We start from the raw sequence: 15731 nt of genomic DNA on the forward strand, positions 1-15731 counted from the left end.
AAAGCAGTTTTCGAGATGTAAACGCGCATTGCGGATGCCGATGTGACCATGAAAACCGCGGCGCGTTCCACCGGTACGTGAGGAATATCTATGGTCCGCATTATATCCGCGCTCATCCTGGCCGCCACGGCCGTTTGCGCGACAGCCGCCGAACCCCTGGAACTGGTGGACAATCCGCCCGAACGTCACGTGGTCGTCAAAGGCGACACACTCTGGGCAATTTCCGGAAAATTCCTGAAAAAACCCTGGCGCTGGCCGGAAATCTGGCAACTGAACAAGGACCAGATCAAGAATCCCCACCTGATCTACCCCGGCGACGTGGTCTGGCTCGACCTGTCGAGCGGCAATCCCCGACTGCGTCTGGGCAAACCGGTCGGCGGCGGTACCGTGAAGCTGCAACCCAAGATTTATGAATCGGTGTCCCGCGGCGCCGTTTCCAGCATTCCGGTCAACCTGATCGAACCCTTCATTTCCAACCCGCTGATCATCGAGGAAGGCGACGACCAGTCGGTGCGCATCGTGGCGACCCAGGAAGACCGCGTGATCTCCGGCAACGGCGACAACATCTTCGCAACCGGTATTTCAGGCACCCAGGTCGTGAACTGGCATGTCTTCCGTCCCGGCAAACCGCTGAAGGATCCGGAAACCGGCAAGATCGTCGCGCATGAAGCTTTCTTCCTGGGCAGTGCCCGCCTGATCGCTCCCGGCGATCCGGCAACCCTGACCGTCACCCAGGCGAAACAGGAAATCACCCGGGGCGACTGGCTCAAGCCGGCACCGGAGCCGGCCATCGTTGCCTACGTGCCACGCAAGCCCGACGGGCAGATCGACGCCCGCATCATGTCCATCTACGGCGGCGCCCATGAAGCCGGTGCCGGCTCGGTAGTCGCACTCAGCCGCGGCACCGCCGAAGGGGTCGAAAACGGCCATGTGCTGGCCATCTTCCGCAAGCGTGTCTCGAAGGACATCGACCTTAACCTGCGCCGCGTCGAGACCGAAATTCCGGAGGAGCGCTATGGCCTGGCGTTTGTCTTCCGTACTTTCGAACATGTCGCCTACGCACTGATCATGGAATCGTCCAAATCGGTCATCGTCGGCGACGCAACCCGCAATCCATGAACGGCGATCCGGGTCTGGCCGCCTGGCTGCGGCTGACCCTGCCCGCCGGCATCGGCGGCGAAACCCAACGCAAGCTGCTGACGGCTTTCGGTTTACCGGAAGCCGTTTTTTCTGCCGGCTACAGCGCGGTACGCAGCGTGATCGGCGCCAAGGCCGACCTGCTTTTCGATTTTTCCGATCCAGCCGCGGTCGACCGCAACATCGAATGGAGCCGACAGCCCGGCAATCGCATCCTGACGCTGGCCGACGCAGACTACCCGCCATCGCTGCTGGAAATCGCCGACCCGCCGCCCTTGCTCTACGTTCGCGGCAACCCGGCGCTGTTGCTGCAGCCGGGTCTGGCCATCGTCGGTAGCCGCAACGCAACCCCCCAGGGCAACCAGACTGCCGAGAGCTTCGCCCGCAAGCTCGCAGCAACAGGGCTGACCGTCGTCAGCGGCCTGGCACTGGGCATTGATGCCGCCGCCCATCGCGGCGCGCTGGCCGCCGCCAGAAACACCATTGCCGTGATCGGCACCGGCCCCGATCGCATCTACCCCGCCCGCAACCGGGAACTGGCACTGCAGATCGCCGAACGCGGCGCCATCGTCTCGGAGTTTCCGATTGGCACGCCTGCCCTTGCCGCCAATTTTCCCAAACGCAACCGCCTGATCGCCGGCCTGTCGCGCGGCGTCCTGGTCGTGGAGGCCGCGACCGAAAGCGGCTCGCTGATCACCGCCCGCCTGGCGGCCGAGCAGGGGCGCGAGGTATTTGCGATTCCCGGCTCGATACATTCACCGGTTGCCCGCGGCTGCCATCGCCTGATCAAGCAGGGCGCGAAGCTGGTCGAGACCGCGGCCGACGTGCTCGAGGAACTGACGATTTCCATCGCCTCTCCCAGCCCCGCTGCGCCCCGCCCCATCATCGACGAACATCCATTGCTCACCGCCCTCGGCCACGACCCGGCCAATCTGGACGAACTGGTCGCCCGCACCGGCCAGGCCGCCGACCAGTTGCTGATCGCCCTGCTCGAACTCGAGTTGTCAGGACAGATCGCACCGTTGCCGGGCAACCGATATCAGCGACTCGGCTGAACCCGGACTGCACCCTCTCCCTTGCCAGCGTCCGGACCTCCACATATCATGCCCGGCACCTGACAGGCAGACCCCATGAGCAAAAAACTGATCATCGCCGAGAAACCCTCCGTCGCCAGCGACATCGCCAAGGCGCTCGGTGGTTTCACCAAGCACGACGAATACTTCGAAAACGACGAATACGTCGTCTCGTCGGCCGTCGGCCATTTGCTCGAACTGGCCTGTCCGGAAGAATTCGAGGTCAAGCGCGGCAAGTGGTCCTTCGCCCATCTGCCGGTGATCCCGCCGCATTTCGCACTGAATCCGATCGAGAAGAGCGCGCCGCGACTGCGCGTGCTCAACAAGCTGATCAAGCGCAAGGATGTCACCGGCCTGATCAACGCCTGTGACGCGGGGCGCGAGGGTGAGCTGATCTTCAATTACATCGCCCAGCACGCCAAGGCCGGCAAACCGGTGCAGCGGCTGTGGCTGCAGTCGATGACGCCGCAGGCGATCCGCGACGGCTTCGCGCGCCTGCGCCCGGGCAGCGAAATGCAGGGGCTGGCCGATGCCGCCGTCTGTCGCTCCGAATCCGACTGGCTGGTCGGCATCAACGGCACCCGGGCGATGACTGCCTTCAACTCGAAGACCGGCGGTTTCCACCTGACCACGGTCGGCCGCGTGCAGACGCCGACGCTGGCCATCGTCGTCGAGCGCGAGCGCAAGATTCGCGACTTCGTGCCGCGCGATTACTGGGAAGTCGAGGCCGAATTCGCCGCCAAGGCTGGTGGCTATACCGGCAAATGGTTTGATGAAGGCTTCAAAGGCAAGCAGGACGACGAGCACGCCCGCGCCGACCGCCTCTGGGAAGTCGCCCGGGCCGAAGCAATCAAGGCGGCAACCTCGGGCAAGCCCGGCATCGTCAGCGAGGAAGCCAAGCCGGAAACCCGCCTGTCGCCCCTGCTCTTCGACCTGACCAGCCTGCAGCGCGAGGCCAACAGCCGTTTCGGCTTCTCGGCCAAGACCACGCTCGGCCTGGCCCAGGCACTCTACGAAAAGCACAAGGTGCTGACCTACCCGCGGACCGACTCGCGCTGCCTGCCCGAGGACTACCTCGCCACGGTCAAGGACACGATGCGCGTGCTCACCGGCGAAGGTGCCGGCAAGGGTCACGACGAGGTCCTGCTCGCCCGTTATTCGCCGTTCGCGCATCAGATCCTGGCGCGCAACTGGGTGTTGCCGAACAAGCGCATCTTCAACAACGCCAAGGTGAGCGATCACTTCGCCATCATCCCCACGCCGCAGGCGCCGAAGAACCTCAACGAAGCCGAACAGAAGCTCTACGACTTCGTCGTCCGCCGCTTCCTGTCGGTCTTCTTCCCGGCCGCCGAGTACCTGGTAACCACCCGCATCACCCGGGTCGAAGGCCATCCATTCAAGACCGAAGGCAAGGTTCTGGTCAATCCGGGCTGGTTGGCTGTCCATGGCAAGGAAGGCCAGACCGGCGACGAAGGCAACCTGGTTGCGGTCGACAAGGACGAAAAGGTTAAAACCGAGGAAGTCACGGTCAAGGCCAGCGCCACCAAGCCGCCGCCGCGCTATTCGGAAGCCACCCTGCTGTCGGCCATGGAAGGTGCCGGCAAGATGGTCGATGACGAGGAACTGAAGGCGGCGATGGCCGGCCGCGGCCTCGGCACGCCGGCGACGCGCGCCCAGATCATCGAAAACCTGATCGGCGAACAGTACATGCTGCGCGAAGGTCGCGAACTGATCCCGACCGCCAAGGCCTTCAACCTGATGACGCTGTTGAATGGTCTCGGCGTCAAGGAACTGACGCAGCCGGAACTGACCGGCGACTGGGAATGGAAACTCGGCCGCATCGAGAAGGGCGAATTCACGCGTGACGAATTCATGCGCGAGATCGCCGAGATGACCCGCCACATCGTCGAGCGCGCCAAGACCTACGACAGCGATACGATTCCCGGCGACTTCGGCATCCTCAGCGCCCCCTGCCCGAAGTGCGGCGGCCTGATCCGCGAAACCTACAAGAAATTCCAGTGCAGCGACTGCGACTATTCACTGTGGAAGATGGTCGCCGGCCGCCAGTACGAACCGGCCGAAATCGAGACGCTGCTGACCGAGGGCCAGGTCGGCCCGCTGACCGGCTTCCGCAACAAGATGGGCCGCAGTTTCGCTGCGGCAATCAAGCTGAATGCCGACAAGCAGCCGGAATTCGACTTCGGTCAGGACAAGGCCGACGACGGCGATGCCGAACCAGTCGATTTCTCCAGCCAGACCAGCCTGGGTAAATGCCCGAAATGCGGCAACTCGGTTTACGACAACGGAAACGCCTACGTTTGCGAAAAATCGGTCGGCCCGGAAAAATCCTGCGACTTCCGTTCCGGCAAGATCATCCTGCAGCAGCCGGTCGACGCTGCCCAGATGCAGAAAATGCTGGAAACCGGCAAGACCGACCTGCTCAAGGAATTCGTCTCGAACCGGACCAAGCGCAAGTTTTCGGCCTACCTGGTCGTTCAGGCCGGCAAGGTCGGCTTCGAATTCGAAAAAAAGGCACCGGCTGCCAAGAAGGGCAGCGCCCGGGCAAAAGCGGCCGAAAGCTGATCATCCCCCGTGCGGCCCCAGCCAGCGGGCCAAGGTGGCGAACAAGGCTTCCGGATCGACCGGCTTGGCGACGAAATCGACCATGCCGACTGCCAGGCAACGGGCTCTGTCCTCAGCAAAGGCGTTCGCCGTAAACGCGATGATCGGCGTCGAAAAACCCGCCAGGCTGCGCAAACGTTCCGCCGCCTCGACCCCGGTCATGCGCGGCATCTGCAAATCCATCAGGATCAAGGCGTAGGGTCGTTCCGCGTTTTCGACGCAAGCCACCGCCTCGACGCCATCGATCGCCTGCTCGACCTGTAGCCCAGCCCCCACCAATAGTTCGCAGGCCACTTCCCGATTGATCGGTTCATCTTCGACAAGCAGTATCCGGGCACCGGCAAAAGCCGCCAGCGGGGCCACCAGGTGATCCACTGGCCGCACAGTATCCTCAGCGCCTTGCACCGTGCAGCAACGCAAGCCGACGGTAAACCAGAAGTGACTGCCTTCGCCCAGCTTGCTTTCGACACCGGCATCGCCGCCCATCATCCGGGCAAGACGCCGGGTGATCGCCAAGCCCAGACCGGTTCCGCCAAAACGTCGCGCAGTGGACACCTCGGCCTGTTGAAACGGCATGAACAATTGATCGAGCGTCTCCTGCGCCATGCCGATGCCGGTATCGCGCACCGAAAACCGCAGCAGCGCGAAGTCTTCCCGATGCTCGATGCACTCGATCGCTATATCGACGCGCCCCCGCTCAGTAAACTTGATCGCATTGCCGGCAAGATTCAGCAGGCATTGCGCCAGGCGCCCCGGATCGCCCAGCAGGCCTGCCGGCAGGCTGCCCATCCGCCCCGCCAGCTGCACTCCCTTCGCATTTGCCGCATCGCCGAGCATGCTCAGGATGTTTTCCAGCAAAGCTGCGGGGTCGACCGCAACAGACTCCAGCTGCAAACGACCCGCCTCGATCTTCGAAAAATCGAGCAAATCGTTGATCAGTGCGAGCAGATGGTCGGCCGCCCCGGAAATCTTGTCCAGCTTGTCGATCAGCGCCGGCGCCTCGAGCTTGCGGCGCAAGACGTGCGACATGCCGATGATGGCATTCATCGGTGTCCGGATTTCATGGCTCATGTTCGCCAGGAAAGCGCTTTTTGCCCGATTGGCCGTTTCCGCCGCATCGCGGGCTTCCGCCAGCTGGCGGGTACGTTCGGCCACCTGCGTTTCAAGATCGTCCCGATAGCGGCGCAGCTCCTGCTCGATCTCCCGCCGCCGAGTGATATCGCGCGCCACGCCAAGCACGCCGATCAGCTGACCATCGGCCGCATACATCGGCGTTTTGACCGTTTCGAAAAGCCGATGCTCGCCGGTTTCGGCGAAATCCAGCCACTCCTCGTTGATCACCGGCCCGCCTGCCTCGACGGCACGAAGGTCGTGATCACGGAAAATCCCGGCCTGTGCCGCAGACACGAAGTCGGCATCGCGCCGCCCAACGATTTCCGCCTCGCCGGCGCCGTACAATTGCTCGAAACGGGCATTACAGGCGAGATATACGCCATCCACATCCTTCAGCCAGACCAGATCGGGGATCGCGCCAACCAGCGTGGCCAGCTGCGCACGCCGCATTTCGAGCTCGGCCGTACGTTGCCTGACCTGCCGTCGCAACTGGAAAACCCACAGCGCGAGCACACCGCCACCGCCGAGCAATCCGAGCACGACCAGGCCGACGTACCGCAGATAGGGCTCCAGACTGACCGGCCGCCCCATCCATTTATCGTGCAACTCCGCCCTTTCGGCCGGCGTGATCCTGGCCATCCCCGCCTCGACGTAAGCGAGCAGCTCACCCTCACCCTTGCGCACGGCACGATGGAATTCGCCCTCGTAAGCCCGGAATGCGACACGAAACGATTGCTGTACGCCGAGCCGGTAAAGGTAGAAAGCGGCCGGCTCCTCATCGAGGCAGAAGACCTTGATTTCCTCGTTCTGCGCAGCACGGATCATCGACGAATAGTCGCGATAGGTCTGCAGCGCGGTAATCCGGCGTCCGTTCAGGTATTCCACGCAGGCATCACCGGCCTGAACCCCGACCAGCAAGCCTTTCAGCGTCTCCGGGCCGCTCAGCCCGCTGATCGAGGCATGGCTGTAGATCGACACATGCTGTCGGGCATAGGGACGGGAGAATTCATACAAGGCCTCGCGCGCCGGCGTACGGAACAGCATGTCGATGACGTCCGCCCGCCCATCCCGGATACGCTGCTGCGCATCCGACCAGGCAGTTGCGGTCAACTCGACCCGGGTGCCGGTTTTCTGCTCCCAGAGTTTCCAGAGATCGACCAGATAGCCTTCGACTCGCCCTTCGACATCGCGGAACAGATACGGGGGATAGTTGTCGTCGCTGACGACCCGCAGCACGTCGGGTGCGCCGGCCGCGGGGGCGGAAATCGCCATCCAGAACGCCGGCAGCACGAGAAGGCAGGCCAGGCGTTTCACGTGAAACCTCAGCGTCGCGGCGAGGCGCCGGGCAACTGGCAGGACAGGATCGCCGCCCGAACGGCATCGATCGCCTGCGGTCGCGGATACGTCACCCGCCAGACCAGACCGACCGTTCGCGCCGGCGGTGTCCCGGCAAACGGCAACACGCGCACCATCGGCTCCTTTTCGATCAACGGGTCGGCTGCCGAACTCGGCATCACCGCGACGCCGGCACCGCTCGCCACCATGTAGCGGATGGTTTCGAGCGAACTGCCTTCCAGCGCGTGATCCAGCGCATCGGGCGCAGTCAGACGCGGGCAGGATTCGAGCACCTGATCGCGGAAACAGTTGCCCTGGCCGAGCAATAACAGGTTCTGGCCGTCCAGTTCGTCGGCATCGATGGCCTCGCGCCCGACCCACGCATGGGCGGCCGGTACGACGACACGGAACGGCTCTTCGTACACCGCCTGCGCCACCAGCCCGGGCTCGGCAAACGGCAAGGCGATGACGATCACGTCCAGCTCACCGGCCTTGAGTGCCGGAATCAGGTTGGCCGTGAAATCTTCCTTCAGGAACAGCGGCATCCGCGGTGCCTGCCTGGACAGCGCCGGAATCAGCTGCGGCAGCAGATAGGGCGCGATGGTGTAGATGATGCCGACGCGCAACTGGCCGCTCATCGGGTCGCCCGTCGCCTCGGCGATTTCCTCCAGCTTGACGGCTTCTTCCAGAACCCGTCGCGCCTGGTCGACGATGCGTTCGCCAAGGGCGGTGATCCGCACGTCGTTTGCCGTCCGTTCGAACAGCGCCGCCCCGATCTGTCCCTCGACCTTCTTCAGCGCAACGGACAAGGTCGGCTGGCTGACATGACAGGCTTCGGCCGCCCGGCCAAAGTGGCGTTCGCGGGCCAGCGCCACGATGTAGCGCATTTCGGTCAGGGTCATCGGGAAACTCCCAGGGTTTCGCGCTCGGCTGCGGTCAACCAGCGCCAATCGCCGATTTTCAGATCGGCCGGCAGCGCCAGTCCGCCAACCATCTCGCGATGCAGCGCCTCGACGCGATTGCCGACCGCCGCGACCATGCGCTTGACCTGATGGTACTTGCCCTCGGTCACGGTCAGCCGCAACAGCCGCTCGCCGATCGCCTCGGCCGCCGCCGCCGCAATCGGTTCGGGTTCGTCGTGCAGCAGAACGCCGGCCAGCAATTGTTCGATCTGAGCGGCGTCGACCGCATGCTTGGTCGTCGCCCGATACACCTTCGGCACCTTGCGCTTGCCGGATGACAGCTGATGATTGAGCTGGCCGTCATCGGTGATCAGCAACAGACCGGTGGTGTCCTCGTCGAGCCGGCCGATCGGCTGCACGCCCCGCTCGCGCAAGGCGGGCGGCAGCAATTCAAGCACCGACGGATGATGCTGCGGCTTGCGCGAGCATTCGTAGCCGGCCGGCTTGTGCAGCACCAGCGTGGCAAATTCGAGAAATGGCCAGTCGACGCCGTCGACCGCAAAAATCAGCCCATCGGTCGCCAGATCGACAAAAGGATCGTCCACCACCGCGCCGGCCACGGCCACCCGGCCAGCCCGGATCATCGCCCGGCAGCCCTTGCGTGTGCCGAAGCCGTGCATTTGCAGGATACGTTCGAGTTGCATGCACGGATGCTACCATCGGGCCATGAACTTCGAGCACCTGATCGCCATCAACGACCCCGGCAACCCGTTGGTCGCCTCGCTGAGCCGCGCGCAACTGTGGGAAGGCCTGCTGTTTCGCGTCGACAACCCCCTGCCTTTCCTGCCCGGTCTGGAAGCCTGCCGGATCATCGAACGCAGCCCGCAGCAAATACGCCGCGAACTCGATTTTGGCGCCGCCCGCATCGTCGACCGCGTCACCCTGCTCGACCAGCAATGGGTACGCTTCGAGATCGAGGCCAACGAACAGCACGCCGGCGGAACCCTGACCATCTCCATCGAAGAGCCGGAGCCGGAACGGCTGTTCCTGCGTTTCACCTACGTCACCACCTTTGGCGAAGCCAGCGGATCGGAAGATCGGGCCTATATCGAATACGTCAAATCCGCCTACCAGCAATCGGACATCGATTGCGTCCGCGTCATCCGCACACTGGCCGCCGGAGGCAGCATCCAGTAAATCCGCGAACGGGAGGAAACCGTGCCGTCGCAACCGCCGCTTCCCTTCGCTGTCAGCCAGCCGCACGCCCGCGAAGCCGGCGCCGTGCTCGACCAGCTGAACAGCTCGCCCGCCGGCCTGGACAGCGCGCAGGCCGAACAACGGCTGCGCCAGGCCGGTCCCAACAGCCTGCCGGCACCGCCACGCGACAGCCCGCTGAAACGTTTCCTGCTGCAGTTTCACGACACGCTGATCCACGTCCTGCTCGCCTCGGCGGCGATCACCGCGCTACTCGGCCACTGGGTGGACACGGCGGTCATCGCCGGCGTGGTCACGATCAACGCAATCATCGGTTTCCTGCAGGAAGGCAAGGCCGAAGCGGCACTGGAAGGCATCCGCCGGATGCTGTCGGTGCAGGCCCAGACCCTGCGCGACGGGGAATGGCGCAACATTGACGCAGGCACGCTGGTACCTGGCGACATCGTCCGCCTGCGTGCCGGTGACCGGGTACCGGCCGACCTGCGGCTGATCGAAACCACCGGCCTGCGGATCGAGGAATCCGCCCTGACCGGCGAATCGGTACCGGCCGACAAACAGCCGGCACCGGTTGCCGCCGACGCGCCGCTCGGCGACCGCAGCCCGCTCGCCTTTTCCGGCACCCTGGTCGCCGCCGGGCGGGCGATCGGCGTTGTCGTCGGTACCGGCACGGATACCGAAATCGGCCGCATCAACCGCTTGATCGCCAACGTCGAAACCCTGCAAACGCCGCTCACACGGCAGATGGCCCGCTTCGGCAAGGGCCTGTCGATGATCATCGTCGGCCTGGCATTGCTGATGCTGGGCATCGGCCTGGGCCTGCATGCCTTTCCGCTCGATGAACTCTTCCTGGCCGCGATCGGCTTTGCCGTCGCCGCGATTCCCGAAGGCCTGCCGGCCATCCTGACCATCACGCTGGCGCTCGGCGTGCAACGCATGGCCCGGCGCAACGCGATCACCCGCCGGCTGAGCGCGGTCGAAGCACTGGGCTCGGTCACCGTGATCTGCTCCGACAAGACCGGCACCCTGACCCGCAACGAAATGACCGCCCGCGAAATCGTCACGCGCGGCGGCCGCTACGCGGTCAGCGGCACCGGCTACCGGCCGGCCGGCGACATCACTCTCGACGGCGAACTGGTCGAGCTGGCCGAGCACGCCCACCTGAACGCGCTGATCGAAGTGGTTGCCATCGCCAACGACACCGAACTCGGCCAGGACGAAGACGGCGAATGGCGCATCGCCGGCGAACCGACCGAAGGCGCGCTGCGCGCCCTGGCCGGCAAAGCCGGTTTTTCCGGCGACGATCATGTCAGGCATGCGGCGATTCCCTTCGCCTCCGAGCACAAGTTCATGGCCACGCTGAACAGCACGCCGACCGGCCTGCGCCGCATCCTGCTCAAGGGCGCGCCGGACCGCCTGCTCGACCGCTGCCGGCGTGAACTGGACAGCGACGGGTTGCCGGAAATGCTGGACCGCAACTTCTGGGAAAGCGAAATCGAGCGCCTCGCCGGCCAGGGTCTGCGCGTACTCGCCGCCGCCGCACGCAGCGCCCCGGACGGGCAATCCACGCTGGCCATCGACGATCTCGACGACATGGTGTTTCTCGGCCTGATCGGCATCATCGACCCGCCGCGGCCGGAAGCGATCGCCGCCATCGCGTCCTGTCACGCGGCGGGAATCCGGGTCAAGATGATCACCGGCGACCACGCCATCACGGCCCGCGCGATCGGCATCGAAATGGGCCTGGGCGACGCAACCTCGCTGAAGGTCATCGACGGCCCCGCAATCGAAGCCGCCGACGACGATACGCTGCGCCGGCTGGCCCGCGACTGCGACATCTTCGCCCGTACCAGCCCGGAACATAAGCTGCGCCTGGTCATGGCACTGCAGGCCTCGGGCGAAGTCGTGGCGATGACCGGTGACGGCGTCAACGACGCACCGGCGCTGAAACGGGCCGACATCGGCGTGGCAATGGGCATCAAGGGGACCGAAGCCACCAAGGAAGCCGCCGACATCGTGCTCGCCGACGACAACTTCACCACCATCGAACACGCCATCGAGGAAGGCCGGACGATCTACGACAATCTGAAGAAAGCCATCCTGTTCACGCTGCCGACCAACGGCGCACAGGGCCTGGTGATGCTGGTCGCCGTGCTCTTCGGCCTGACCCTGCCGCTGACCCCGGTACAGATTCTGTGGGTGAACATGGTCGTCGCCGTCACGCTCGCGCTGGCGCTGGCCTTCGAACCGGCCGAGCCGGGCATCATGCAGCGACCGCCGCGCGCGCCCGGAAAACCCTTGCTCGGCGCCCTCTTCCTGGGGCGCCTGCTGTTCGTCTCGCTGCTCATCGGCGGCGCCACCATCGCCGTCTTCGAGGCCGAACTGGCCTACGGCCTGCCGCTGGATACGGCACGCACCAGCGCCGTCACCACGCTGGTCGTCGCCCAGGCCTTCTATCTGTTCAACGCGCGTTTCCTGAGCGCCGCCAGCCTTCGTCCCGACCTGGTGTTCACCAACCGCGCAGCCTGGATCGCCTTGGCCATCCTGTTGTTGCTGCAACTGGCCTTCGTCTACCTGCCGCCGCTGCAGACCGCCTTTGCGACCACTGCGCTGTCGGGCCGCCACTGGCTGCTGGCCACCGCCATCGGGCTGGCGGTCTTCCTGCTGATGGAAGGGGAAAAAACGCTGATCCGCCATCTGGAACGAAAGCGGGTGGACGAATAAATCGAACAGTCGGGACGAAAAACCCTGCTTCTCACGGTCGACCGCGAGGATTAAGGTAAAACTTCCCTTGAACAGGAGACAAAGGAGTCCAATCGTGCAGATTCAAATTCAAACCTCTGATCTGGAAACTCCCACCGGCTGGCGCGAACAGGTCGAAAAGCGCGTCCGCTTCGTGTTGCGCCGCCTGCGCCACGGCATCCGGCATGCGCGTGTCAGCCTGCGCGACGTCAATGGTCCGCGCGGCGGCGTGGACAAGGAATGCCGGGTGACGCTCAAGCGCGACGGCGAAGGCGAAGTCGTCGTCCGCATCCAGGCTCGGACCGCGCAGAACGCACTGATCGCCGCGCTGCACCAGGCAGCCCGCCGGCTGGTGCGCAGCCAGCAACGGCAACGCGGTTCGCGCCGCGCCCAGCGTGCGCTCCCCGGCGAAAGCCTGGCCGACGAGGCCCTGGCAACCGCCTGAACCGGAATCCGGCAAATACCGACCGCAGCTGCGGTCGACCGCCCGGCGGATAGAAAAACCGCCGGGCCGGCCTGGCCGGTTTACTGGACGCCCTGGCTGGCCAGGTAGTCCTCGTAACCGCCGAGGTAATCGACGATGCGGCCGTCGCCCTTCACTTCGAAAACGCGCGTCGCCAGCGACGACACGAACTCGCGGTCGTGCGAGACGAAAACCAGCGTGCCGGGGAATTTCTCCAGGCCGGCGTTGAGCGCTTCGATCGATTCCATATCCAGGTGGTTGGTCGGTTCGTCGAGGATCAGCACGTTCGGCTTCTGCAGCATCAGCTTGCCGAACAGCATGCGGCCCTGTTCGCCGCCGGAAATCACGTTGACCGGCTTCTTCTGCTCGTCGCCGGAGAACAGCAGGCGGCCGAGCGTGCCGCGGATCAGCGTTTCCAGGTCGCCGCCGTCCTCGATGGTGGCGCGGGCGTAGCCGGCGATCCAGTCGGTCAGGCTTTCGCCGTTGGCGAACTCGGCGCTGTGATCCTGCGCGTAGTAGCCGGGCTTGGCCTTCTCGGCCCACTTCAGCGTGCCGTACTGCGGTTGCAGCTCACCCATCAGCAGCTTCAGGAAGGTCGTCTTGCCGACGCCGTTCTCGCCGATCACGGCGATCTTCTCGCCGCCGTTGATGGTCAGCGTCAGGTTGTCGAAGATCTTGCGCTCGCCGCCTTCGTAGGCGAAGGTCAGGTTCTCGATCTCGACGGCCTGGCGGTGCAGTTTCTGTTTTTCGTCGAAGTCGAAACGGATCCACGGGTACTGGCGCGACGACGGCTTGACGTCTTCCGGCTTGAGCTTGTCGATCAGCTTCAGGCGGGAGGTCGCCTGCTTGGCCTTGGAGGCGTTGGCCGAGAAGCGGCGGACGAAGGTCTGCAGTTCGGCGATGCGTTCCTTGGCCTTGGCGTTGGCCTGCGACTGGCGTTCGCGGGCCTGCTGCGCGGCTTCCATGAAGTCGTCGTAGTTGCCGGCGTAGGTGGTGATCTTGCCGTAGTCCAGGTCGGCCATGTGGGTGCACACCTGGTTCAGGAAGTGGCGGTCGTGGGAGATGATGATCATCGTCGAGTCACGACCGTTCAACACGTCTTCCAGCCAGCGGATGGTGTTGATGTCGAGGTTGTTGGTCGGTTCGTCGAGCAGCAGGATGTCCGGATTGGCGAACAGGGCCTGGCAGAGCAGCACACGCAGCTTCCAGCCGGGTGCGACTTCGCTCATCGGGCCGTTGTGCTGTTCGGTCGGGATGCCGACGCCGAGCAGCAGCTCACCGGCGCGCGATTCGGCGGTGTAGCCGTCATATTCGCCGACCTTGCCTTCCAGCTCGGCAGCGCGCATGTAGTCGTCCTCGCTCGCTTCCGGATTGGCGTAGATGGCATCGCGTTCCTGGATGGCGTTCCACAGTTCCTCGTGGCCCATCATCACCACGTCGAGGACGCGCATGTCTTCGTAGGCGAACTGGTCCTGCTTCAGGTAGGCCATGCGTTCATGCACGTCCTTGGAGACGTTGCCGGCCGACGGTTCGAGCGCGCCGCACAAGATCTTCATGAAGGTCGATTTGCCGGCGCCGTTGGCGCCGATGAGGCCGTAGCGATAGCCCTCGCCGAACTTGACGTTGACGTTCTCGAACAGGGGTTTGACCCCGAATTGCATGGTGATGTTGGCGGCGACGAGCACAGCGAATCCGATACAAAAGCAAAACGCGGAATTTTACTCGCTATTCAAGGGGTTGACCGCAGAAAGCCGGCATTGCACTGCGCCGGGGTGTAAGATTTGCGCCCACGATAAAAATCCACGGGATGTAGAGACAGCAATGGTCCCCCACCTGAAGACCGCCCTGACCGGCCCCCTGCTCGAACTGGAAAAGCGTTTCCTCGACGCCAGTCCGCAGATCGAACAATGGCTGCGCGGCCAGTGGCTGGAACACACGCCGCCCTTCTATTCGTCGGTCGACCTGCGCAACGCCGGCTTCAAGCTGGCGCCGGTCGATACCAACCTGTTCCCCGGCGGCTTCAACAACCTCAACCCGGCCTTCCTGCCGCTCTGCGTGCAGGCGGCAATGAGCGCGATCGAGAAGTTCTGCCCGGAAGCCCGCCGCCTGCTGCTGATCCCCGAGAACCACACGCGCAACCAGTTCTACCTGCAGAACGTCGCCCAGATCGCCGCCGTGCTCAAGCAGACCGGCCTCGAAGTGCGCATCGGCTCGCTGATCCCCGACCTCGCCGGACCGACTGCGGTCGACCTGCCGAACGGGCAAAAATTGCTGCTCGAACCACTGCGCCGCCAGGGCAACCGGATCGGCGTCGACGGCTTCGAGCCCTGCGCGATCCTGCTCAACAACGACCTGTCGGCCGGCATTCCCGACATCCTCGGCAATCTCGACGAACAGTACGTGCTGCCGCCGCTGCATGCCGGCTGGGCGGTACGCCGCAAGTCCAACCATTTCGCCGCCTACGACCAGGTCGCCAACGATTTCGCCAAGGCCATCGGCATCGATCCCTGGCGCATCAACCCGGCCTTCTCGGTCTGCCGCTCGATCAACTTCCACGAACGCCAGGGCGAGGAATGCCTGGTCGCCAACGTCAGCGCAGTGCTCGATCTGGTGCGCGAGAAGTACAAGGAATACGGCATCGCCGAAACGCCCTACGTCGTCGTCAAGGCCGACGCCGGCACCTACGGCATGGGCGTGATGACGGTGCGCGACGCCGACGAGCTGATCGCCCTTAACCGCAAGCAACGCAACAAGATGAGCGTGGTCAAGGAAGGCCTGGAAGTGTCCGAAGTGCTGATCCAGGAAGGCGTGCATTCGTTCGAGACGGTCAACGACGCGGTCGCCGAGCCGGTGATCTACATGATCGACCGCTACGTCGTCGGCGGCTTCTACCGCGTGCATACCGGTCGCGGCAAGGACGAGAACCTGAACGCCCCGGGCATGCACTTCGAGCCGCTCGCCTTCGAAACCGGCTGCAACCTGCCCGACTACCGCTGCGGCAATCCCGACTCGCCGCCCAACCGCTTCTACGCCTACGGCGTGGTCGGCCGCCTGGCCTGCCTGGCCGCTGCCGTCGAACTGGAAAGGACGGCCGACGCACTCGAGCAGCCGGCCGCGCTGGTCGCCTGAGCC

The 15731-nt window shown here is 64.4% G+C and carries 11 protein-coding genes; 7 read left to right on the forward strand and 4 right to left on the reverse strand.

Annotated elements, in window-relative coordinates:
- The first annotated feature begins 90 nt into the window (after positions 1–90).
- The 3 genes from L0962_RS01795 to L0962_RS01805 all read left to right on the forward strand — a co-directional run bounded on the left by L0962_RS01795 (position 91) and on the right by L0962_RS01805 (position 4793).
- The gene (locus tag L0962_RS01795; RefSeq protein WP_234083146.1) at positions 91–1119 is read left to right on the forward strand and encodes a LysM peptidoglycan-binding domain-containing protein; all 1029 of its coding nucleotides are present in this window, start codon (positions 91–93) and stop codon (positions 1117–1119) included.
- Positions 1116–2192 carry a DNA-processing protein DprA gene (gene dprA, locus L0962_RS01800; RefSeq protein ID WP_234083148.1) on the forward strand — a complete coding sequence of 359 codons (1077 nt, stop codon included), beginning with the start codon at positions 1116–1118 and terminating at the stop codon, positions 2190–2192. Before L0962_RS01795 ends, dprA begins: the two co-directional genes overlap by 4 nt.
- 75 nt (positions 2193–2267) lie before the next feature.
- Positions 2268–4793 (forward strand): DNA topoisomerase III, encoded by a 2526-nt coding sequence (locus L0962_RS01805; protein WP_234083151.1) that lies wholly within the window; start codon positions 2268–2270, stop codon positions 4791–4793.
- Here the strand turns inward: L0962_RS01805 and L0962_RS01810 are convergent, their stop codons facing one another.
- The 3 genes from L0962_RS01810 to L0962_RS01820 are packed head-to-tail and all read right to left on the reverse strand — an operon-like array spanning position 4794 to position 8886.
- Positions 4794–7259, reverse strand: coding sequence for a transporter substrate-binding domain-containing protein (locus L0962_RS01810; RefSeq protein WP_234083153.1), 2466 nt, complete (start codon positions 7257–7259; stop codon positions 4794–4796). It abuts the gene before it with no gap.
- Between the two features lie 8 nt (positions 7260–7267).
- The gene (locus L0962_RS01815; protein WP_234083155.1) at positions 7268–8182 is read right to left on the reverse strand and encodes a hydrogen peroxide-inducible genes activator; all 915 of its coding nucleotides are present in this window, start codon (positions 8180–8182) and stop codon (positions 7268–7270) included.
- Complete coding sequence (locus L0962_RS01820; protein ID WP_234083157.1) at positions 8179–8886, reverse strand: 16S rRNA pseudouridine(516) synthase; 708 nt, start codon at positions 8884–8886, stop codon at positions 8179–8181. The genes L0962_RS01815 and L0962_RS01820 overlap by 4 nt, the downstream gene beginning before the upstream one ends.
- Here L0962_RS01820 and L0962_RS01825 point away from each other — a divergent pair.
- The 3 genes from L0962_RS01825 (at position 8885) to L0962_RS01835 (ending at position 12581) form a co-directional block, all read left to right on the forward strand.
- Positions 8885–9379, forward strand: coding sequence for an SRPBCC family protein (locus L0962_RS01825; RefSeq protein WP_367398005.1), 495 nt, complete (start codon positions 8885–8887; stop codon positions 9377–9379). The two genes, L0962_RS01820 and L0962_RS01825, sit on opposite strands and share 2 nt — an antisense overlap.
- Positions 9380–9400: 21 nt before the next feature.
- A complete protein-coding gene (locus tag L0962_RS01830) occupies positions 9401–12118 on the forward strand; it encodes a cation-transporting P-type ATPase (RefSeq protein WP_234083159.1) in 2718 nt (905 codons plus the stop codon).
- A 94-nt stretch (positions 12119–12212) separates the two neighbouring features.
- Entirely contained in the window at positions 12213–12581 is a 369-nt protein-coding gene (locus tag L0962_RS01835; protein WP_234083162.1) for an HPF/RaiA family ribosome-associated protein, read from the forward strand.
- An 80-nt stretch (positions 12582–12661) separates the two neighbouring features.
- Here L0962_RS01835 and L0962_RS01840 read toward each other — a convergent pair whose 3' ends face one another.
- Entirely contained in the window at positions 12662–14284 is a 1623-nt protein-coding gene (locus L0962_RS01840; RefSeq protein ID WP_234083165.1) for an ABC-F family ATPase, read from the reverse strand.
- A 136-nt stretch (positions 14285–14420) separates the two neighbouring features.
- Between L0962_RS01840 and gshA the strand changes: the two genes are divergently transcribed.
- Complete coding sequence (gene gshA, locus L0962_RS01845; RefSeq protein ID WP_234083168.1) at positions 14421–15728, forward strand: glutamate--cysteine ligase; 1308 nt, start codon at positions 14421–14423, stop codon at positions 15726–15728.
- Positions 15729–15731: the final 3 nt, after the last annotated feature.

The organism is Azonexus sp. R2A61 (genome assembly GCF_021401135.1).
Lineage (GTDB): Bacteria > Pseudomonadota > Gammaproteobacteria > Burkholderiales > Rhodocyclaceae > Azonexus.